The sequence below is a fragment of the Actinokineospora spheciospongiae genome (genome assembly GCF_003182415.1).
In the GTDB taxonomy this organism is placed as follows: Bacteria; Actinomycetota; Actinomycetes; order Mycobacteriales; family Pseudonocardiaceae; genus Actinokineospora; species Actinokineospora spheciospongiae.
On record NZ_QHCP01000012.1, the window covers coordinates 163,798 to 183,729 of the forward strand.

At 73.9% G+C, this 19,932-nt stretch carries 14 protein-coding genes; 8 read left to right on the top strand and 6 right to left on the bottom strand.

Annotation, left to right across the window (positions count from 1 at the left end):
• Position 1: 1 nt before the first annotated feature.
• Complete coding sequence (gene ggt, locus DFQ13_RS26960; RefSeq protein ID WP_110081799.1) at positions 2-1,795, bottom strand: gamma-glutamyltransferase; 1,794 nt, start codon at positions 1,793-1,795, stop codon at positions 2-4.
• Between the two features lie 133 nt (positions 1,796-1,928).
• On the opposite strand from ggt, the gene DFQ13_RS26965 reads away from it, so the two are divergent.
• The 5 genes from DFQ13_RS26965 to DFQ13_RS34145 are packed head-to-tail and all read left to right on the top strand — an operon-like array spanning position 1,929 to position 12,216.
• Positions 1,929-5,723 carry a WGR and DUF4132 domain-containing protein gene (locus DFQ13_RS26965; RefSeq protein ID WP_181400163.1) on the top strand — a complete coding sequence of 1,265 codons (3,795 nt, stop codon included), beginning with the start codon at positions 1,929-1,931 and terminating at the stop codon, positions 5,721-5,723.
• A gap of 26 nt (positions 5,724-5,749) precedes the next feature.
• A complete protein-coding gene (locus DFQ13_RS26970; protein ID WP_110081801.1) occupies positions 5,750-6,871 on the top strand; it encodes an ATP-binding protein in 1,122 nt (373 codons plus the stop codon).
• Entirely contained in the window at positions 6,871-9,159 is a 2,289-nt protein-coding gene (locus DFQ13_RS26975; RefSeq protein ID WP_110081802.1) for a DUF5682 family protein, read from the top strand. Before DFQ13_RS26970 ends, DFQ13_RS26975 begins: the two co-directional genes overlap by 1 nt.
• Positions 9,152-10,273 (top strand): VWA domain-containing protein, encoded by a 1,122-nt coding sequence (locus DFQ13_RS26980; protein WP_110081803.1) that lies wholly within the window; start codon positions 9,152-9,154, stop codon positions 10,271-10,273. The genes DFQ13_RS26975 and DFQ13_RS26980 overlap by 8 nt, the downstream gene beginning before the upstream one ends.
• A complete protein-coding gene (locus DFQ13_RS34145) occupies positions 10,270-12,216 on the top strand; it encodes a hypothetical protein (protein ID WP_110081804.1) in 1,947 nt (648 codons plus the stop codon). The genes DFQ13_RS26980 and DFQ13_RS34145 overlap by 4 nt, the downstream gene beginning before the upstream one ends.
• 525 nt (positions 12,217-12,741) lie before the next feature.
• Here the strand turns inward: DFQ13_RS34145 and murA are convergent.
• Positions 12,742-14,016: a UDP-N-acetylglucosamine 1-carboxyvinyltransferase gene (murA, locus tag DFQ13_RS26990; RefSeq protein WP_035279684.1), complete on the bottom strand. Its 1,275-nt coding sequence runs from the start codon at positions 14,014-14,016 to the stop codon at positions 12,742-12,744.
• A gap of 100 nt (positions 14,017-14,116) precedes the next feature.
• Here murA and DFQ13_RS26995 point away from each other — a divergent pair, with 100 nt between their 5' ends.
• Positions 14,117-14,689, top strand: coding sequence for a cob(I)yrinic acid a,c-diamide adenosyltransferase (locus tag DFQ13_RS26995; RefSeq protein WP_110081805.1), 573 nt, complete (start codon positions 14,117-14,119; stop codon positions 14,687-14,689).
• A gap of 54 nt (positions 14,690-14,743) precedes the next feature.
• On the opposite strand, the gene DFQ13_RS27000 is transcribed toward DFQ13_RS26995, so the two are convergent.
• Positions 14,744-15,187, bottom strand: a complete 444-nt coding sequence (locus DFQ13_RS27000; protein WP_035279681.1) for a DUF2550 domain-containing protein — start codon at positions 15,185-15,187, stop codon at positions 14,744-14,746.
• Positions 15,188-15,213: 26 nt separating this feature from the next.
• Positions 15,214-15,579 carry a F0F1 ATP synthase subunit epsilon gene (locus DFQ13_RS27005; protein WP_035279679.1) on the bottom strand — a complete coding sequence of 122 codons (366 nt, stop codon included), beginning with the start codon at positions 15,577-15,579 and terminating at the stop codon, positions 15,214-15,216.
• Positions 15,580-15,649: 70 nt separating this feature from the next.
• Here DFQ13_RS27005 and DFQ13_RS27010 point away from each other — a divergent pair, with 70 nt between their 5' ends.
• Positions 15,650-16,192, top strand: a complete 543-nt coding sequence (locus DFQ13_RS27010) for a SigE family RNA polymerase sigma factor (protein ID WP_233427457.1) — start codon at positions 15,650-15,652, stop codon at positions 16,190-16,192.
• A gap of 2 nt (positions 16,193-16,194) precedes the next feature.
• Positions 16,195-17,502 (top strand): hypothetical protein, encoded by a 1,308-nt coding sequence (locus DFQ13_RS27015; protein WP_110081807.1) that lies wholly within the window; start codon positions 16,195-16,197, stop codon positions 17,500-17,502.
• A gap of 61 nt (positions 17,503-17,563) precedes the next feature.
• On the opposite strand, the gene atpD is transcribed toward DFQ13_RS27015, so the two are convergent.
• A complete protein-coding gene (gene atpD / locus DFQ13_RS27020; protein ID WP_035279677.1) occupies positions 17,564-19,006 on the bottom strand; it encodes a F0F1 ATP synthase subunit beta in 1,443 nt (480 codons plus the stop codon).
• A 2-nt stretch (positions 19,007-19,008) separates the two neighbouring features.
• Complete coding sequence (locus tag DFQ13_RS27025) at positions 19,009-19,932, bottom strand: F0F1 ATP synthase subunit gamma (RefSeq protein WP_035279675.1); 924 nt, start codon at positions 19,930-19,932, stop codon at positions 19,009-19,011.

The window sequence follows — 19,932 nt, forward strand, 5'->3', positions numbered from 1 at the left end:
GTCAGCGGGTCGGGAAGACCACCCCCGCGGAGGTGCCGCCGCGCCGGGTGGGCTCACCCACGGCGAGGAGCTTGCCGTGGCCGGTGAACTCGATCGCCGCCGCGACGCCGATCTCGGCCTGCGGGGTGAACGCGTGGCCCAGCGCCGTCAGGCCGCCCGCCGCGGAGATGAACGCGGGTTCGGCGGTCGTGGCGGCGGTGTTGCGCTGGCTGGCCCTGGGGGCGGCCAGCGCGTCGGGCAGGGACATGCCCAGGTCGATGCGGTTGACCAGGATCTGCAGGACCGTGGTGATGATGGTCGAGCCGCCCGGGGAGCCCAGGGCGAGCCAGGGGCGGCCGTCCTTGAGCACGATCGTCGGGGACATGCTCGACCGCGGCCGCTTGCCCGCGGCCGGGAGGTTGGGGTCGGGGGCGGTGCCCTGGGTGGGGGCGAAGTTGAAGTCGGTCAGCTCGTTGTTGAGCAGGAAGCCGCGGTCGGGGACGACGATGGCGCTGCCGCCGAGCTGCTCGATGGTGTTGGTGTAGGACACCACGTTGCCCCGGGCGTCGGAGACGACGAAGTGGTTGGTGTGCACCTCGTTGTCCGGGGCCTCGGTGCCCTTGGCGGGCGTGCAGGAGCCGGGCGCGGCCGGGTTGCCGGGCGCGGCGGGGGCCGGGATGACCCTGGTCGGGTCGATCAGGCAGGCGCGCGAGGCGGCGAACGCGTCCGACAGCAGCGCCCGCTGGGGCACGTCGACGAACCTCGGGTCGCCGATGTAGCGGCCGCGGTCGGCGAAGGCGAGCTTGCTGGCCTCCAGGTAGCGGTGCAGCGCCTGGGTGCGGTCGAGCCCGCCCAGGTCGCTGGTCTCCAGGATGTTCAGCGCCTCGCCGACGGTGATGCCGCCGCTGGAGGACGGGGCCATGCCGTAGACGTCCAGGCCCCGGTAGCGCATGTGCGTGGGGGCCTGGTCGATGGTCTTGTACGCCTTGAGGTCGGCCACGGTCATCCGGCCCTTGGGCGGGGTGATGGTGGCGTCCGGCGCCAGCGGCGGGTTCTGGGTGGCCTCGGCGACGTCGCGGCCGACCGCGCCGCCGTAGAAGGCCCTGGTGCCGGTGCGGGCGATCTCGCGGTAGGTGGCGGCCAGGTCCGGGTTGCGCAGCACCGCGCCGACCGCGGGCACCGAGCCGCCCGGCAGGAACAGCTCGACGGAGGAGGTGAACTGCTTGAGCCGCGCCTCGTTCGAGACGATCTGGCCCCGCAGCGCCGGGGTCAGCGGGTAGCCGCGGTCGGCGACGTCGATGGCCGGGCGCAGGGTGTCGGCCAGGCTGAACCGGCCCCACTTCTTCAGCGCCCGCTCCCAGGTCGCCAGCATCCCGGGCACGCCGACCGACAGGCCGCTGGTGACCGCCGTGGCGAACGGGTAGGGCTGGCCGGTGGCCGGGTCGATGAACATCTTGTCGTCGCCCGCGCGCGGTGTCGTCTCGCGGCCGTCGATTGTGGACACCCTGCCGGTGCGGGCGTCGTAGTGCACGAAGTAACCGCCGCCGCCGAGGCCTGCGACGAACGGGTCGGTGACGCCGAGCGTGGCCGCGACCGCCACCGCCGCGTCGGCCGCGGTGCCGCCGCGGCGCAGCACGGCCAGCCCGGCCTGCGTCGACTCCACCGTGTCGGACACGACCGCGCCGCCGTAGCCGGTGGCCAGCGGCGTCCTGCCCGGCGCGGGGTGGGTGGCCGAAGCCGTGGCCGGGGACAACACGACTCCGGTCGCGGCGACGACCGCTACCGAGAGTGCGCCTATTCGGTGCCGAGCACCCATTGCGGACCTCTTCCCTTCGGGGACCGGGGAACCAGTTCTACTCGGGGTCGATGGCACCTGCCACCGGCGAACAGCCCCAAAGTGTCGGTGCGGCCGGGTACCTTTCCGCCAAACGGACAGCGAGGGGTGCGGAGTGCGGCGGTTGGAGTACGTCGGCGGCGGGTCGGAGAAGTTCTGGGAGGGCTCCGCCGCGGGCACGGTGGTCACGGTCCGCTGGGGGCGGATCGGCACGAACGGGCAGACCAAGGACAAGGGGTTCGCCACCGCCGAGGCGGCGGACGCCCACCTGGCCAAGCTGGTCGCGGAGAAGCAGCGCAAGGGCTACGTCGAGGCGGGCGCGAGCACCCCGGCGGGCTCAGGCACGGCAGACAGCGGCACGGTAGACAGCGGCACAGCAGGCGGCGGCACAGCGGGCAGCGGCACAGCGGAGGCGGGCGCGGCGGGCACCGACTCCCCCGCGGAGGCCACGGCACCGCGGGCGGGGGAACCGACCGTCCACGCCGCACCGGTGCAGGGGGGACAGTCCGACCAGGACGCCACCCCGACCGGCGCCCCGGGTGGCGGCGACGGCGCCCCGGCCGAGGACGAGCCGTGGCCGGACGAGGACACCTTCACCCCGACCGCCTCGGTCCTGCGGCACGCCGTGCCGCGCCGGGGCACCGCGCGCCCACCCCGCAAGCTCACCCCGAAGGCCACCGACACCGCCCAGGACATCCTCGCCAAGCGGCTCGAACCCCTCCACGCGCTGCTCAACCACCCGCAGACCGACGCCGTGCTGCACGACGCGGGCCACGCGCAGCTCACCGGCAAGCCGAGCCCGCTCGGCGCCGCCGTGGTGTACGTCGCCGCCCGGTTCGAGTCGCGCTACACCGACCAGTCCAAGTACGCGGTGTTCGCCGACCACTGGCTGGCCGAGTGGGGTCCGGTGTTCGCCGCCGAGGCCGTGCTCCAGCTCACCGCCATCCGGTTCGAGTCGGTGGGCGCGCGGGTGAACTCGCGGAGCACGGGCCGGTTGACGTCGCACGACACCTCCCTGCGGCACGCCCCCGGGAGCCTGTCCTGGAACTGGCCCGGCGAGGAGCTGACCGAGCGGGTCCGCCACGCCCTGGCCACCGCCACCGACGCGGACTACGCCGCCGCGGTCGAGGTCCTGGCGCGGTGGCGCGACACCTCGGCCCGCCAGGCCGTGGTGGCCTACCTGCTGCCCACCGAGGCGGACTGGGTGGCGGAGGCGCTGGCCACGCCGCCGGGGCGGCACGACGGCGCGCCGCTGCGGCTGCTGGCGAGCGCGGTGGGCACGGTCGAGCAGTTCGAGCGGCTTCGGCCGCACCTGTCGCCGTGGTCGCTGGACCGGTCGCCGCGCACCCTGCCGACCCTGGTCGACACGCTGGGCCCGGCGCTGGTCCCGGCGCTGGACGAGTGGATCACCACCGCGGGCGCGGACCTGAGCCGCACCATGCTGGGCCACCTGGCCGCCTTCCCCACCGAGGAGGCGTTCGCCGTCCTGGTGCGCCGCGCCGGGGACAAGCTGGTGCCGCCGTTCCTGCAGGAGGCCATGCGCCGGTTCCCGCGCCGGGCCACCCGGCAGCTCGCCGAGGCGGTCGCGGCCACCAGGGAGCCGGGGGTGCTGGGCACGCTGCTCAACGCGCACGTGCTGACCAGGCTGGCGGTGGTCGACGCGGTCGAGGTGTCGGAGAAGGCGCGCGCGGTGCTGGACGGGATCGCCGCGGCGACGGCGGCGCGGGTGCCCGAGGCGGCCCCGGCCGACCTGCCCCCGGTGCTGGCCGACCCGCCGTGGCTGCGCCCGCGCACCCGGGCCACGCCGGTCGTGGTCACCGGGTTGACGCCGCTCGGCGAGCCGGGCATCGCCTGGGCCGATGGCGAGCAGGAGCAGTGGTCCGACCGGACCGGGCTGTCCTCGCCGTTCTGGCCACCCATCGACTGGGACAGGGAGTTCGAGGACCAGAAGACCCGGGACGACGACTGGAAGACGCTGCCGCTGATCGTCGAGGGCCCGTTCGACCGGTCCGAGGCGCTGTTGCGGGCCTGGGAGCCGAAGGCCTATTGGCGACTGGAGTTCTGGGGGCGCTCGCTGGCGGCCCGGTTCGGCCTCACCGCGCTCCCCGCCCTGCTCGAGGTGGGCGCCACGCAGCCCGCCGCGGTGGTCGACCTGCTGCAACCGTTCACCGGCCCCGAGGTGTCGGCGCTGATGGCCGACTGGGCGAGCAGGCTCAAGTCCGTGCGGCCCCGGGCGCTGGCGTACTTCGCCCGGCACGGGGTCGACAGCGTGCGACCGCTGGTCCCCGCGGCGCTGGCCAAGGCGGGCCGGGAGCGGACCGCCGCCGAGACGGTCATCCGCCAGATCACCAGGCAGGCGGGTGCGGAGGCGGTGCTGGCGGTGGCCGCGGAGTACGGCGCGGAGGCCGAGCGGGGCATCGCCGCGCTGCTGGCCACCGACCCGCTGACGGTGCTCCCGGCGAAGCTGCCTGCGGTCGGCGAGTGGGCCCACCCCGGCCTGCTGCCGCAGGTGCTGCTGGCCGACCGCGCGACGGCGCTGCCGCTGTCCGCCGCCCGCGACCTGATCACGATCTTCGCCCTGGGCAAGCCCGGTGAGCCGTACGCCGGGCTGGCCCAGGTGCGCGAGGCGGTGGAGCCGGGTTCGCTGGCCCGGTTCGCCTGGAAGCTGTTCCAGCACTGGCTGGCCGCGGGTGGGTCGTCGAAGGACGGCTGGGTGCTCACCGCGCTGGGCGCGGTGGGCGACGACGAGACGGTGCGCGGGCTGGCCCCGCTGATCCGGGCGTGGCCGGGCGAGGGCGGGCACCAGCGCGCCGTGGCCGGGCTGGACGTGCTCGCCGAGATCGGCACCGACGTGGCGCTGATGCACCTCAACGGCATCGCGAACAAGGTCAAGTTCAAGGGCCTCAAGACGCGCGCCGAGGAGAAGATGATGGCCGTCGCCGACGCCCTCGGCCTCGCCACCGAGCAGTTGGCCGACCGGCTGGTGCCGGACCTGGGCCTCGACGCCGACGGCAGCATGGTCCTCGACTACGGGCCGCGGCGGTTCACCGTCGGCTTCGACGAGCAGCTCAAGCCGTTCGTGGCCGACCCGGACGGCACCCGGCGCAAGGTGCTGCCGAAGCCGGGCGCCAAGGACGACCCCGACCTCGCCCCGCACGCCTACCAGCTCTTCAGCGGCCTCAAGAAGGACGTCAAGACCGTCGCCGCCGACCAGGTGCGCAGGCTGGAGCGGGCCATGGTGGCAGGCCGGAGGTGGTCGGCGGCGGAGTTCACCGAGTTCTTCGCGGGCCACCCGCTGCTCTGGCACCTGGTGCGCAGGCTGGTGTGGGGCCGCTACGAGGGGGGCGAGCTGGTCGGGTCGTTCCGGCTGGCCGAGGACCGCACCCTGGCCGACGTCGAGGACAACGCGCTGACCCTGCCCGAGGGCGCCACCGTCGGCGTGGCGCACCCGCTGCACCTGGGCGCGGCGCTGGAGCCGTGGGGCGAGCTGTTCGCCGACTACGAGATCCTGCAACCGTTCCCGCAGTTGGGCAGGCAGGTGTTCGAGCTGACCGCCGAGGACCGGGCGGGCACCTCGCTGGCGCGGTTCACCGGGATCGAGGTGCCGACCGGGCGGGTGCTCGGGCTGGTGCACCGCGGCTGGGAGCGGGGCACCCCGCAGGACGGGGGCGTGGAGCCGTGGATCACCCGGCCGCTGCCCGATGGCCGGGTGCTGGTCGCCACCCTCGACCCGGGCATCGCCGTGGGCGCGGTCGACATCTTCCCCGAGCAGAAGCTCACCGAGGTGTGGTTGACCGACGATTCCGGCTACTACTGGAGCAACCACCAGAAGCGGCACGCGTTCGCCGACGTCGACCCGGTCGCGGCGTCGGAACTCCTCGCCGACCTGACCATGCTGACCGCCCGGTGACCCCGGCGCACCGAACGGGAAAACCCATGAGCGACAACAACAACGGCACCGACAGCGACGGCCCCGGGATCGACGCGGCGGACCTGCAACGCCCGCCCGCCGAGGTGCGCTACGCCGACGAGCTGAACCGGCTGCGCGCCACCGACACCGGCGCCCGGCCGCCCGGCTGGTGGCTGAGCATGGACGCGGCGCGGCGGTTCATCGTCGGCGACGAGGCGGGCGGGATCAGCCGCAAGTTCGTCGGCGACCCGTCGCTGATCGACCGGTCGCTGGTGACCCTGGCGACCAGCCGCGGCCTGATGCTGGTCGGCGAGCCGGGCACGGCGAAGTCGCTGCTCTCGGAGCTGATCGCGGCGGCGGTCAGCGGGGTGTCCACGCTGACCGTGCAGGGCGGCGCGGCGACCACCGAGGACCAGATCAAGTACTCGTGGAACTACGCGCTGCTGGTGTCGGAGGGCCCGTCGCCGCGGTCGCTGGTGCCCGCGCCGATGCTGCGCGGGATGGCCGAGGGCCGGGTGGTGCGGTTCGAGGAGATCACCCGCTGCCCGCTGGAGGTGCAGGACTCGATGCTGTCGCTGCTGTCCGAGCGGGTGCTGGCGGTCCCGGAGCTGACCGGCCGCGACGGCATGGTGTTCGCCCGCGACGGCTTCAACGTCATCGCCACGGCCAACACCCGAGACCGGGGCGTCAACGAGATGAGCGCGGCCCTCAAGCGGCGCTTCAACTTCGAGACGGTCTTCCCCATCTCCGACTTCAAGACCGAGCTGGCCCTGGTCGAGCAGGAGGCGGGCGCGCTGCTGCGCCGCTCCGGCGTGGAGGCGCCGCAGCGCCGGGACGTGCTGGAGGTGCTGGTGCACGCCTTCCGCGACCTGCGCGGCGGCTCCGGTCGCGACGGCGAGCGGCTCTCGACGGTGATGAGCACGGCCGAGGCGGTGTCGGTGGCGCACGCGGTGGGGCTGCGCGGGTGGTTCCTGCGCCGTGAGCCGGGCGCCCCGGCGGACATCGTCGCGTGCCTGGCGGGCACCGCGGCCAAGGACGACGCCGAGGACCTGGCCCGGCTGCGCCGCTACCTGGAGCAGCAGGCGCCGCGCCGCTCCGGGTCGGCGTGGTCGGAGCTGCACGGCGCCCGCTACCTGCTGCCCGGCTGATGCCCGCGGAGTTCATCGGCGTGCGCCACCACAGCCCGGCGTGCGCGCGGCTGGTGGCGGCGCGCATCGCCGAGCTGCGCCCGGCGTACGTGCTCGTCGAGGGGCCGGTCGACATGAACGACCGGCTCGACGAGCTGCTGCTGGGCCACGAGCTGCCGATCGCGGTGTTCAGCTACCTGCGCGCCGAGGGGGGCACGCGGATGTCGTGGTCCCCGTTCTGCGACCACTCGCCGGAGTGGGTGGCGCTGACGGCGGGCCGGGCGGCGGGCGCGGAGGTCCGGTTCATCGACCTGCCCGCCTGGCACAGCGCCTTCGCCGAGCGGGACAACCGGTACTCCGACGGGGCACTGCGCTACAGCGAGGTGACCGCGCGGCTGTGCCGGGAGTTCGCCGTGGACAACAGCGACACGCTGTGGGACCACATGGTCGAGGTCCACGCGGACCTCGACCCGGTCGCGCTGGCCGAGCGGTTGAACACCTACTTCGACGTGCTGCGCGGGGAAACCACCATCTCCACCGCCGACGACGACCGGGAGACCTACATGGCCGCCTGGGTGCGCGCGGCGGTGGCGGCGGCGGGTGACCGGCCGGTCCTGGTGATCACCGGTGGGCTGCACCGGCCCGCGCTGATCCCGTTGGCGGCGACCGGCGGGACCGCGTGGCCGGAGGTGCCCACCCCGCCTGCGGGCAGCGAGGGCGACAGCTACCTGGTGCCGTACTCGAACCGGCGGCTGGACGCGTTCCAGGGCTACCAGTCCGGGCTGCCCTCCCCCGGCTACTACGAGCGGCTGTGGGCCGACGGTCCCGCGCGCGCCGCGGAGGGGTTGCTGGAGTCGGTGGCCACGCGGCTGCGCGACCGCAACCAGCGGGTGTCCACAGCGGACCTGATCGCCGCGCGCACGCAGGCCGGTGGGCTGGCCGCGCTGCGCGGGCACCCGCACCCGGCGCGCACCGACGTGCTCGACGCGCTGGTCTCGGCGCTGGTGTCCGACGGCCTGGAGCAGCGCCTGCCGTGGACCTCCGACGGCACCATCGCACCGGGCGCACACCCGGTGGTGGTGCAGATGGTGGCCGCGCTGACCGGCGACCGCGTCGGGCGGCTGCACGACGCCACCCCGGCCCCACCCCTGCTGTCCGCTGTGGACGGTGAGCTGGCGGCGCTGGCCCTCGACCGCGCGGGCCGGGTGACGCTCGACCTGACCGGCGAACGCGACCTGCGGCGCAGCCGGGTGCTGCACCGGCTGCGCGTGCTGGGCATCCCCGGTGTGCGGCGCACGAGCGGGCCGACCGGCGGCGCCGACCCGACCTCGGCCGAGGTGTGGGAGCTGACCGAGACGGACCTGCGGCTGCCCGCGCTGATCGAGGCCGCCGCGTACGGCGCCACCCTGCCCGACGCCGCCGCGGTGCTGATCCGGCGCCGGGTGACCGACCCCGACACCGGGGTCGCCGAGCTGGCCGCCGCGCTCTACGACACCGCGCTGTGCGGGGTGGACGCGCTGTCGTCCGACCTCGGCGAGCGCATCGCCGACCGCGTGGCGACGGCGTCGGACCTGGGCGCGGTCGGCGCGGCGCTGGGCACCGTGCTCGGGCTGTGGCGCCACGACCGGCTGCTGGGCAGCGCGGGCAGCCCGGTGCTGGCCGAGGTGATCGACGCGGCGGCGACCAGGGTGCTGTGGCTGGCCGAGGGCACCCACGGCGGCACCGGCCCGGCGGACGTGCCCCGGCTGCACGCCCTGGCCGCGCTGCGCGACGCCCTGCGGCACGCCGAACCCGTGGTGGGCGTGCGGCTGGTCGACGTGCTGGGGGTGGCGCAGCGGATCGCCACCCGCGCGGACGTGCCCCCGGACCTGGCCGGTGCCGGGCTGGGGCTGAGCTGGGCGCTCGGCGCCCCCGGCGAGGTGCACGTGCCGACCGCGCCGAACCGGATGGGCGACTGGCTGGCCGGGCTGTTCGCGCTGGCCCGCGAGGAGGTGCTGGCCGACGAGTCGGTGCTGGCCACCCTGGACGGGCACGTCGCCGACCTGGGCGACGACGACTTCCTGGTGGCGCTGCCCGCGCTGCGCCAGGCGTTCGCCTTCTTCCCACCCGCCGAGCGGGAGACCATCGCGCACGGCCTGCTGGCCCGCCGCGGCCTGCGCCGCTCGGCCCGCGCGCTGCTGCGCACCACCGTCGACCCGGTGCTGGCCGCCGAGGCCGCCGCCCTGGAGTCCCGCGTCGAGGACCTGCTGGTCGGCGAGGGACTGCTGCCGCGGAGCACACCGGAAACCCCGGAGGGGACCCATGACTGAGCCGGACCCCGCCCTGGAGCGCTGGCGGCTCGTGCTCGGCGAGCCCGCGCAGGAGTGCACCCCCGACGGGTTGGGCGCCGAGGCACGCGCCCGGGATGCGGCGCTGGACTGGCTCTACGGCCGCGACACCGAGCTGGGCAAGCGGGGGGTGCGCACCGGGGGCAGCGGCGCGTCCGAGCTGACCACCCTCGACTGGCTCGACGACATCCACCGGCTGTTCCCCCGGGAGACCATCGAGCGGCTCGAACGCGACGCGGTGGAGCGCTACGAGATCGACGACATCGTCACCGACCCGGAGGTGCTGGCCAGGGTCGAGCCGAACCCGGCGCTGCTGCGGGCGGTGCTGCGCACCAAGCACCTGATGAACCCGCAGGTGCTCGCCCTGGCCCGGCGGATCGTCGAGCAGGTGGTGCGGGAGCTGATGGAGAAGCTGCGCACGGAGGTGCGGACCAGCTTCAGCGGCACCCGGGTCCGCAAGCCCAGCAACACCAGGCTGGCCCGCAACTTCGACTTCCGCGGCACCATCAAGGCCAACCTGGCGCACTACCGGCCGGACGAGCGGCGGGTGGCGATCGAGCGGCCCCGGTTCCACTCGCGCTCGCGCAGGCACGTCGAGCAGTGGCAACTGGTGCTGCTGGTCGACCAGTCCGGCTCGATGGTCGACTCGGTGATCCACTCCGCGGTCACCGCCGCCTGCCTGTGGGGGCTGCCCGGGCTGCGCACGCACCTGGTCGCCTTCGACACCTCGGTGGTCGACCTGACCGCCGACGTCACCGACCCGGTGGAGCTGCTGATGAAGGTGCAGCTCGGCGGCGGCACCGACATCGCCAAGGCGGTGCGGTACGGGGCCGGGCTGATCACCGCGCCGCGCCGGTCGATCGTGGTGCTGATCTCCGACTTCTACGAGGGCGGCGACGAGTCCGCGCTGGTGCGACAGGTGCGGGAGCTGTGCCAGCAGGGCACGGAGGTGCTCGGCCTGGCCGCACTCGACGCGGACGCCACCCCCAACTACGACCGGTCGACCGCGCAGCGGCTGGCCGACGTGGGCGCGCACGTGGGCGCGATGACCCCGGGTCAGCTCGCCGAGTTCGTCGCCGAACGGCTCGGCCGGTGAGCCGCGCCGACCTGCTTGCGCTGACCCCGGACGCGCTGGCCGCGCTGGCCAACCGGGGCCTGGTCAAGCGCGCCGCCAAGGACATCGACGCCGGGGTGCTGCCGGAGGTGACCGCCGAGGCCGACGGCACCGTGCGCGGGGTGTTCCCGGACGGCGTCACCTCCGTCCTGCCCCCGGGGGCCGGGCTGGCCACGGGCACCTGCTCGTGCGCGGCGCCCGGGGTGTGCAGGCACCGGGTCGGGCTGGTCCTCGCCTACCAGCGCACCGCCGCGGCAGCCGAGAGCACGACACCGGCTGAGGACACCGCGACGGCGGCGGAGGCGGTGCCGTGGTCGCCGGGCGCGTTCACCGACGAGGAGCTGGCCGCCGCGTTCAGCGCCCGGACCCTCGCCGCCGCCCGCAAGGCCCTGCGCGCGGGCTACCCGGCCCTGGTCCGGCGCCCGACCGGCACCACCCCGGCGAGCGTGGAGCTGGCCGCGTGCACCGTGCGCTTCCTCGTCCCCGGCGAACTGGGCTACCTCGACACCGACGCCACCGCGGCCCGCCGCGACGAGTACGCCGTGCTGGCGGTGTGGGCGTTCCGCGCCGCCGACGAGCGCGACCCGGGAGCCCCCGAGCAGCGCATCGACGTCGGCGGCGACCGGGCCGCCGCCGCGGGCTCCGGCCTGGACGCCGCCCTGGCCGTGGTGGACGACGTGCTCCGCGCGGGCGCCACCGGCGCGGGCCCGGTGCTGGCCGCCGCGGTCCGCCGCACCGCCGAGGACCTGGAAACCCGCAACCTGCGCTGGCCGGTGGCGGTGCTGGAGGACCTGTCGGCGCAGCTCGCCGCGTACACCGAGCGCTCGGCGGGCTACCGCGCGAACCGCGTCGCCGCGCTGCTCGCCGAGACCCACGCCCGGCACCGCGCGGTCACCGCGGGCGGGGCCAGCCTGCGCTCACGGGTGCTCGGCACCGAGGAACGCGCCAGCACCCCGCTGCGCCGGGTGCGGCTGGTCGGCCTGGGCTGCCGGGTCACCGGCGCGGAGACCACCCGCACCGCCGAGGTGTACCTGGCCGACCCGGTCAGCGGCACGGTCCTGGTGCTGCGCCGCGAGTGGGAGACCGAGGAGACGGCCACCGGACCGGACCTGGCGGCCAGGCGGGTCGTCGGGTCCCCGCTGAGCGCGCTGGCCGCGGCGAACCTGGTCAGCGAGTCCGCCACCCGCAGCGCGGGCCGGGAGGTCCGCATCACCCAGGGCGGGGTGGCCAAGACGGCGGTGACCCGCCTGGGCGACGCCTGGGACGGGCTGCCACCGTCGGTGCGGGCGTCGTCGTACGCGGCGCTGTCGGCGGAACTGGCCGGGCTGCCGCCGTGGTGCGTGCGGCCCAGGGTGGCCGCGGAGTTCGTCCGGGTGCTGCCGGTCGCCGAGGTGCGCTGGGTGTCCTACCAGCCGGGCGCACAGCGGCTGACCGCCGAGGTCGCCGACTCCGCCGGTGCCACCGCGGTGCTGTCGTGCGACTACAGCGGGGTGTGCCCGGGCGCGCTGGACGCACTGGCGGAGGCACTGGCCGAGGGGGTCGTGGCGGTGAGCGGCACGGTCCGCCGGGTCGGCGGAACGTTGCTGGTCGACCCGATAGCCGTGCGCACCGCGGCCGGGGTCGTGGTGCTGGACCTGGCCCCCAGCACGCGCCGGGCCGACCTGTCCACGGTGTCCGCACCGGAATCCGACCCGCTGAGCCACGCCCTCGACGTCGGCCTGACCACCCTCGCCGAGGCCGCCCACCGCGGCCTGGAGCACCCGTCACCCTCCCACGCCGACCGCCTCACCTCTGCCGCGGCGGGGCTGACCAGGGTGGGCCTGCACCGCTGCGCCACAACCGTGCGAACCTTCGCCGACCGCCCGGAACCGACCACCTGGGTCGACGCCTGGCTCCGACTGTCCACAGTGGCCGAATTCCGCTGAACAACGGCCACAGCCGGGCAGGCGGTTCGTGGGGTGGGCACCAGGCTGCCCACCCCACAAACCGCAGACCCGACCACCAGCCACCGAAACCCGGCCTGCGCAGCGACAACCAGCCAGCCACCCGAGAAATCGCCTGCCCGGCCACCAGCCACGCCGAACCCCCTCGGCGCAGCCACCAGCCACCCAACAAACCGCCGGCCCGGCGAGCGAACTGCCCGGGTGGGTGGAGGTCCTCAACGCAGGCCGGCCACCCCGAAAGCCGCCGCCCCGGCTACGGCCCTGCCCGGGTGGGTGGATGTGTTTGGCCGGGGGTGGCGATCATGTGACAGCCTGCCTGGGCGGTGGGGCATCTTTTCAGCCCCACCCGGTCACACTGGAGCACATGATCGCCATAGGGGCCCCGGCCAAACACATCCACCCACCCGGGCACACCCACCAAACGACCGGGCTTTGCGGGACACAGGCCCGGCCAAGCACATCCACCCGGGCACCCAAAGCCCCGGGCTTCAAAGAACACGCAACAGGTCAGAGCGCGCGCTCGGGCTCAGCGTCGACTCGGTGCACGTCAGCGCCCAAGCGCTGCATGTTCTCCACGAACATCGGGTAGCCGCGGTCGATGTGGAACACGTCCCACACCTCGGTGACCCCGTCAGCGCACAACCCCGCCAGGACCAACCCCACCCCCGCGCGGATGTCGCTGGCCCACACCGGGGCGCTGGAGAGCCGGGGGACGCCGCGGACGACGGCGTGGTGGCCGTCGGTGCGGGCGTCGGCGCCGAGGCGGACCATTTCCTCGACGAACCGGAAGCGGGCCTCGAACAGGTTCTCGGTGATCATCGAGGTGCCGTCGGCGATGGCGGTCAGCGCGATGGCGAACGGTTGCAGGTCGGTGGCGAAGCCCGGGTAGGGCAGGGTCACGAAGTCGACCGCGCCGGGCCGGTCGCGCTGCACCACGCGGAAGCCGTCGGTCTCGGTGGTGATCTCCGCGCCCGCGGTGCGCAGCTTCTCCAGCACCAGGTCGAGGTGGTGCGGGTCGACCCCGCGCACGGTGATGTCGCCGCGGGTCATGGCGGCGGCGAAGGCCCAGGTGGCGCCGACGATGCGGTCGCCGACCACCCGGTGCGTGGTGGGTTGCAGCGAGGTCACGCCGTGCACGGTGAGCGTGGAGGTGCCTGCGCCCTCGACCTTGGCGCCCATCTGCTGCAGCATCAGGCACAGGTCGACGATCTCCGGCTCGCGCGCGGCGTTGTCGATCACCGTGGTGCCGTCGGCGAGGACGGCGGCCATCAGGATGTTCTCGGTGGCGCCGACGCTGGGGAAGTCCAGCCAGATCTGCGCGCCGTGCAGGCCCTCGGCCTCGGCGACCACGCAGCCGTGTTCGATCTCGCTGGTGGCGCCGAGTTGGCGCAGCCCGTTCTGGTGCATGTCCAGCGGGCGCGAGCCGATCGCGTCCCCGCCGGGCAGCGCCACCACCGCCCGCTTGCACCGGCCCACCAGCGGCCCGAGCACGCACACCGAGGCGCGCAGCTTGCCCATCGACGCCGAGTCGGCGCGGTGGTTCAGCTCGGCCGGGGTGGTGATGACCGCGGTGTCGCCGTCGAGGTCGACCTGGCAGCCGAGGCTGCGCAGCACGTCGCCCATCAGCGGGACGTCGAGGATCTGCGGGCAGTTGGTGATCGTGGTGGTGCCCTCGGCCAGCAGTGCCGCCGCCATGAGCTTGAGCACGCTGTTCTTCGCGCCGACGACGTCGACCTCGCCGACGAGCCGGGCGCCGCCGCGGACCTGGAAGTGCTCTGTCACGGGGGCAATGATGCCCCGCCCGCCCGGGGGCGAGGCGGGTGGGTGATGCGGAGTCCGCTCTCACACCGGTCGGGGGGCCGCGGCCGGCTAGGGTGGGGGCATGTCGGTCCACATCACGCGGGTGTACACCAAGGTCGGCGACAACGGCACGACCGCGCTCGGCGACGGTTCCCGGGTCCCGAAGACGTCGGCCCGGCTGGGTGCCTACGCCGACGTGGACGAGGCCAACTCGGCCATCGGGGTCGCGGTCGCCCTGGGCGCGCTGACCGGCGAACTGGCCGACGTGCTGCGCTCGGTGCAGAACGACCTGTTCGACGTCGGCGCCGACCTGTGCGCCCCGATCGTCCCCGACCCGCCGTACCCGGCGCTGCGGATCACCGAGCCCTACATCACCCGGCTCGAGGGCTGGATCGACGACTTCAACGGCCGCCTGGGCAAGCTGAACTCGTTCATCCTCCCCGGCGGCACCCCCGGCGCGGCCCTGCTGCACGTGGCGCGCACGGTGACCCGCCGCGCCGAGCGCAGCGCCTGGCTGCTCATCGAGGAGGACGGCGAGCGCACCAACATATTGGCCGCCAAGTACCTCAACCGCCTGTCCGACCTGCTGTTCGTGCTGGGCCGGGTGGCGAACCCGGACGGCGACGTGCTCTGGCAGCCCGGCCAGAACGCCTGACCCCCGCAGACCACTGAGCCCGGACCCGCTCGCGGGTCCGGGCTCAGTGGTGGATCAGGAGGCCCAGGGCAGGCGGCGGCCGGGTGGGGCGCTCTCCAGCCAGGACAGGAACCCGGTGAGCGTGTCGGTGCTCATCGCGATCTCGAAGGCGGGGGTCGGTGAGCCCGGCGGGGTGTCGAAGCGCAGCACCCGGGAGCCCTGCGGCATGTTCGGGGTCTCGGCGCGCCCGGGGTCGCGGCGCGCGGCGATCTCCAGGCCCTCGCGGCTGATCACCCGGTCGGGGCCCGCGCGCAGGCTCAGCGCGCGGAACCAGGCGAACTCGTCGCCCTGGTAGCGGCCCACACCCAGGTGCCAGCCCTTGCCGGAGTCGTCGATGCGCACGCGCATGGCCACGTGGATGCCGCCGGAGCGCAGCAGCCGCAGGCGGCGGTAGACGAGCAGGAGCAGCAGGAGCAGGACGGCGGCCAGGACGACGACGACCACATCGCTGATGTCCACCGGCCGCCCCCGCCCCTAGGCCGTCATCAGGCCGACTGCTCGGCGGCGCGGAGCTGGGCAGCCGCCCTGGTCCGGGCTTCCCCGTCGTCGGCGTTGAGCGCCGAGCGGGCCGCGTTCACGTCGATCTCGGTGGACAGCTCGGCCGACTCGGCCAGGATGCTGACCGCCTCGGCGGTCACCGAGAGGAACCCGCCGTGCACGGCGGCGACGATGGTTTCGCCCTCGGCGGTCCTGATCTTCACCACGCCGCCCTCGATGAGCTGGCCGAGGACGGGCTCGTGGCCGGGCAGGATGCCGATCTCACCCTCGAGGGTCTGGGCGGACACGAACGTGCCGGTGCCCGACCACAGGCGTCGTTCCACGGCGACCAGCTGGACGGACATCTCAGCCACGCGTATCTCCTTCGGCTCGCGGTTACCGCACAGTCTAGTCGGAACCGGCGCAACCTCCCCAGTCAGCCCGGTGTCACTGGGCACAGTGGTGCAGAACGAACCCCTGGGGGTGACGGCGATCGAACCGGACGAGTTCACCGACTTCGTGGCGAACCGGGCCACGGCCCTGCTGCGCACGGCCTACCTGCTCTGCGGCGGGGACCGGGGCGCGGCCGAAGACCTGCTGCAAGACGTCCTCGAACGCACCTACCGCAAACGCGGCCGGGTGCGCGGCGGCCTGGAGCCCTACGTCCGCGCGGGCCTGGCCAACGCGGCGGCCAACCGCTGGCGCACCCGCTCCCGCCGGGTGCCGGAGGCACCGCTGGAGCGGGCCGCCGACCCGGGCACGTGGACCGACGAGGCCGCCCGCCTCGCCGACCGCGACCGGGTGGCCACGGCCCTTGGCGGGCTGCCACCGCGGATGCGCGCGGTGCTGGTCCTGCGCTTCTTCGACGACCTGTCCGAAGCCGACACCGCCGCCGCCCTGGGCTGCGGCGTCGGCACGGTCAAGAGCCAGACCTCGCGCGGCCTGGAGCGCCTGCGCACCCTGCTCGACACACCGGTGAGGAGCTGATCGTGGACACCGAAGACCTGACCACCGCCCTGCGCGCGGCCACCGAAGACGTGCGCCCCCGCCCGAGCTTCACCGACGACGTGCTGCGCGGCGCCCACCGCGCCAGGACTCGGCACAGGCGCACCCTGGCGGGCGGCACGGCGGTCCTGGTGGTCGCCCTGACCGCCGGAGCCGTCGCCTGGTCGACCGGCGGGCGCCCCGAACAGGCACCGGCCCGACCACCTGTCGCCGCCCCCGCCCCCATCAGCTTCGACGGCCCGACTCGGGGCGACCTGGCGGGCGACCAGGCGTACCTGGCGAAGGTGCTCGCCGCGTGGCGGCAGAAGATCCCGACCTCACCCAACAGGGACCTCCTCAGCGCCCTCACCGGGGAACCGCACGTCTACTGGGCGGGCACCACCCCTGAGGGCCGCATGGCGCTGGTCGACCAGCCGGGCCCCTCCCCCGCCGTCTCCCCGGCCCTCGGCCTGCTGCACGGCGACGAGCCGATCGTCATCCAGGACGTGCCGCCCGGCGGGCTCGCCCGGGGCGAGCGGATCGGGTTCCTGTTCGGCATCGGGAACCTCAACGCCCTGGCACTGGGCGGCACCGCCTACTCCTCGGCCAGGTTCGACGTCGGCGCGGACGGTCGCGGCACCCGGACGTGGACCCCGATGACCGACCTCGACGGCATGGCGTTCGCCACCCTGCCCGAACCGTCCGGCACCTCCGGTGCCCGGCTTTCCGGCTCACCCGACCTGTCGCAACCGATCGACGCCGTGGCAACCTCCGAGTACAGCCACAACTCGACCTTCGCCGGGCAGCGGAGCCACCTGTACGGGATCACCGCAGACCTGCGCCCCTACGACGGCCCCCCTGCCCTGGTGGGGGGCACCACCGAGCCGTTGCTCGGCGCGGATGCCGTCGACTCGCTGCGGCAGGCGGGCATCATCGACCCGCTCGGGTACGGGGAGGACTTCCGCTGGCAGGCCGTGGCCGACCTGCCGGACGGCCGGGTGCTGCGCAGCTTCGTGCTCCAGCAGTCCGGCGTGGGCACCCGCGTGTACGTGATGATCGTCGACCGAGCCGGGGTGGTCGACTGGATGACCTGCCTGGGAGCACCCTCGCTGGACCAGGAGACACTGTTCGTCGACCAGGTGCTCCCGGGCGGCCTGGGCAGGCTCGTCGCCCGGCCGGGGGCCCGGCTGCGCCACCGCACCGGGGCGGGGCCCTGGGTCGAGGCGGGGGTGGGCGCGGCGATCGTCCCGATGACCGCGACCGCGCTCGAATTCAGCGGCGGCAGTGCGGCCCCCCGGGTCATCGTCTTCTGAGAACAGCACGAGGGGCCGGTGTCCGTGTGGACACCGGCCCCTCTCGTGCGCTGTGGCGGTACTACTTCTTCTTGCCGGTCAGCTCGTGGTAGCGGCGCTCGAGGTCGTCGAGGCCACCGATCGACAGGAAGGCCTGCTCCGGGACGTGGTCGTACTCGCCCTTGGCGACCTTGTCGAAGGCCTCGATGGTGTCCGAGAGCTTCACGAACGAGCCCACGTCGCCGGTGAACTTCTCCGCGACGAAGAAGTTCTGCGACAGGAAGCGCTCGATGCGCCGGGCGCGGTTGACCGTCACCTTGTCCTCTTCGGACAGCTCGTCCATGCCGAGGATGGCGATGATGTCCTGCAGCTCCTTGTACTTCTGCAGGATGCGCTTGACCTCCTGGGCCACCCGGTAGTGCTCCTCGCCGACCACGCCGGGGTCGAGGATTCGGGAGGACGAGGTCAGCGGGTCGACCGCCGGGTAGATGCCCTTCTGGGAGATCGGACGGGAGAGTTCCGTCGTCGCGTCCAGGTGGGCGAAGGTGGTGGCGGGCGCCGGGTCGGTGTAGTCGTCCGCGGGGACGTAGATCGCCTGCATCGAGGTGATCGAGCGACCGCGGGTCGAGGTGATCCGCTCCTGCAGCTCACCCATCTCGTCGGCCAGCGTCGGCTGGTAGCCCACGGCGGACGGCATGCGGCCCAGCAGGGTCGACACCTCCGAACCGGCCTGGGTGAACCGGAAGATGTTGTCGATGAACAGCAGCACGTCCTGGTTCTGGACGTCGCGGAAGTACTCCGCCATGGTCAGCGCGGACAGCGCGACGCGCATCCGGGTGCCCGGCGGCTCGTCCATCTGGCCGAAGACCAGCGCGGTGTCCGGGAGGACACCCATCTCCTCCATCTCCAGGAAGAGGTCGGTGCCCTCGCGGGTGCGCTCGCCGACCCCGGCGAACACCGAGGTGCCACCGAAGTTGCGGGCGATGCGGGTGATCATCTCCTGGATGAGCACCGTCTTGCCCACGCCCGCGCCGCCGAACAGGCCGATCTTGCCGCCCTCGACGTACGGGGTCAGCAGGTCGATGACCTTGACGCCGGTCTCCAGCATCTTGGTCCGACCCTCGAGCTGGTCGAACGCCGGGGGACGGCGGTGGATGCGCCACTTCTCGGCGTCCGCGGCGTGCCCGGGCTTGTCCAGGCACTCGCCGAGCGCGTTGAACACGTGGCCCTTGACGGCGTCGCCGACCGGGACCGAGATGGCCGCGCCGGTGTCGGTGACGGGGGCGCCGCGCACCAGGCCGTCCTGCGGCGCCATGGAGATGCAGCGCACCAGGTTGTCGCCGAGGTGCTGGGCGACCTCGAGGGTGATGGTCTTCTTCAGCGCCTCGAGCTCGACCTTGACGGTCAGGGCGTTGTAGAGGTCCGGCACCGAGTCACGCGGGAACTCGACGTCGACCACGGGGCCGATGACGCGGACCACGCGACCGGTGGCGGTGCTGGTGGTGGGTTCCTGGACAGCGGTCATGGCTATTCATCACTTCCTGCGGCAGAGAGCGCCTCTACGCCACCGACGATCTCGCTGATCTCCTGCGTGATCTGCGCCTGGCGGACCTGGTTGGCAACGCGGGTGAAGCTGCGGACGAGCTCGTCGGCGTTGTCGGTGGCGGCCTTCATGGCCGTCCGCCGGGCGGCCGACTCCGACGCCGCCGACTCCAGCAGCGCCGCGAAGATCCGCGTGTTGATGTACTTCGGGAGCAGGTTGCCGAGGAGCACCTCGGCGCTGGGCTCGAACGAGTACGCCGAGGTCAGCGTCTGCTCCGAGTACTCGACCTCCAGCGGCGCGACGCGCGTGGCGACCGGCTTCTGCGACAGCATCGACACGAACTCGGTGTAGACGACGTGCAGCTCGTCCACGCCGAGGACCCCGTCCGGACCCGGCCGGTCGCCCTCGTCGTCCGCGCCGCTGAGGAAGGCGCTGACCAGGGTCGACCCCGCTTCCGCCGCGTGCTGGTAGCCGGGCGCCTCGGAGAACCCGGTCCAGCTCCCCGCGACCTCGCGGTCGCGGAACCGGTAGTAGTTCAGCCCCTTGCGCCCGACCACGTAGACCACCGGGGTCTTGCCCTGCTCGCGCAGCAGCGACTGCAACTCCTCGGCCGCGCGCAGCACGTTGGCGTTGTAGCCGCCGCACAGACCGCGGTCGGAGGTGATGACGAGCACCGCCGCGCGCCCGGTGCGCTGCCGCTCGACGAGCAGCGGCGAGTCCAGGTTGGTGGCGCCGGTGGCCAGCTCGGTCAGCACCGAGGTGATCTCGTCGGAGTACGGCTTGGCGGCCGCGACCCGCGCCTGCGCCCGGCTGATCCGCGAGGTGGCGATCAGCTCCTGCGCCTTGAAGATCTTCTTGAACGACTGGGCGGACTTGATCCGCTGTCGGATTTCCCGGAGTTGTGCCAT

What these genes read in the sequence shown, in the direction of transcription:
- ggt (WP_110081799.1), bottom strand. Translation starts at nt 1,795, where the DNA reads ATGGGTGCTCGGCACCGAATAGGCGCACTCTCGGTAGCGGTCGTCGCC.
- DFQ13_RS26970 (WP_110081801.1), top strand. Translation starts at nt 5,750, where the DNA reads ATGAGCGACAACAACAACGGCACCGACAGCGACGGCCCCGGGATCGAC.
- DFQ13_RS26975 (WP_110081802.1), top strand. Translation starts at nt 6,871, where the DNA reads ATGCCCGCGGAGTTCATCGGCGTGCGCCACCACAGCCCGGCGTGCGCG.
- DFQ13_RS26980 (WP_110081803.1), top strand. Translation starts at nt 9,152, where the DNA reads ATGACTGAGCCGGACCCCGCCCTGGAGCGCTGGCGGCTCGTGCTCGGC.
- DFQ13_RS26995 (WP_110081805.1), top strand. Translation starts at nt 14,117, where the DNA reads ATGTCGGTCCACATCACGCGGGTGTACACCAAGGTCGGCGACAACGGC.
- atpD (WP_035279677.1), bottom strand. Translation starts at nt 19,006, where the DNA reads ATGACCGCTGTCCAGGAACCCACCACCAGCACCGCCACCGGTCGCGTG.
- DFQ13_RS27025 (WP_035279675.1), bottom strand. Translation starts at nt 19,932, where the DNA reads ATGGCACAACTCCGGGAAATCCGACAGCGGATCAAGTCCGCCCAGTCG.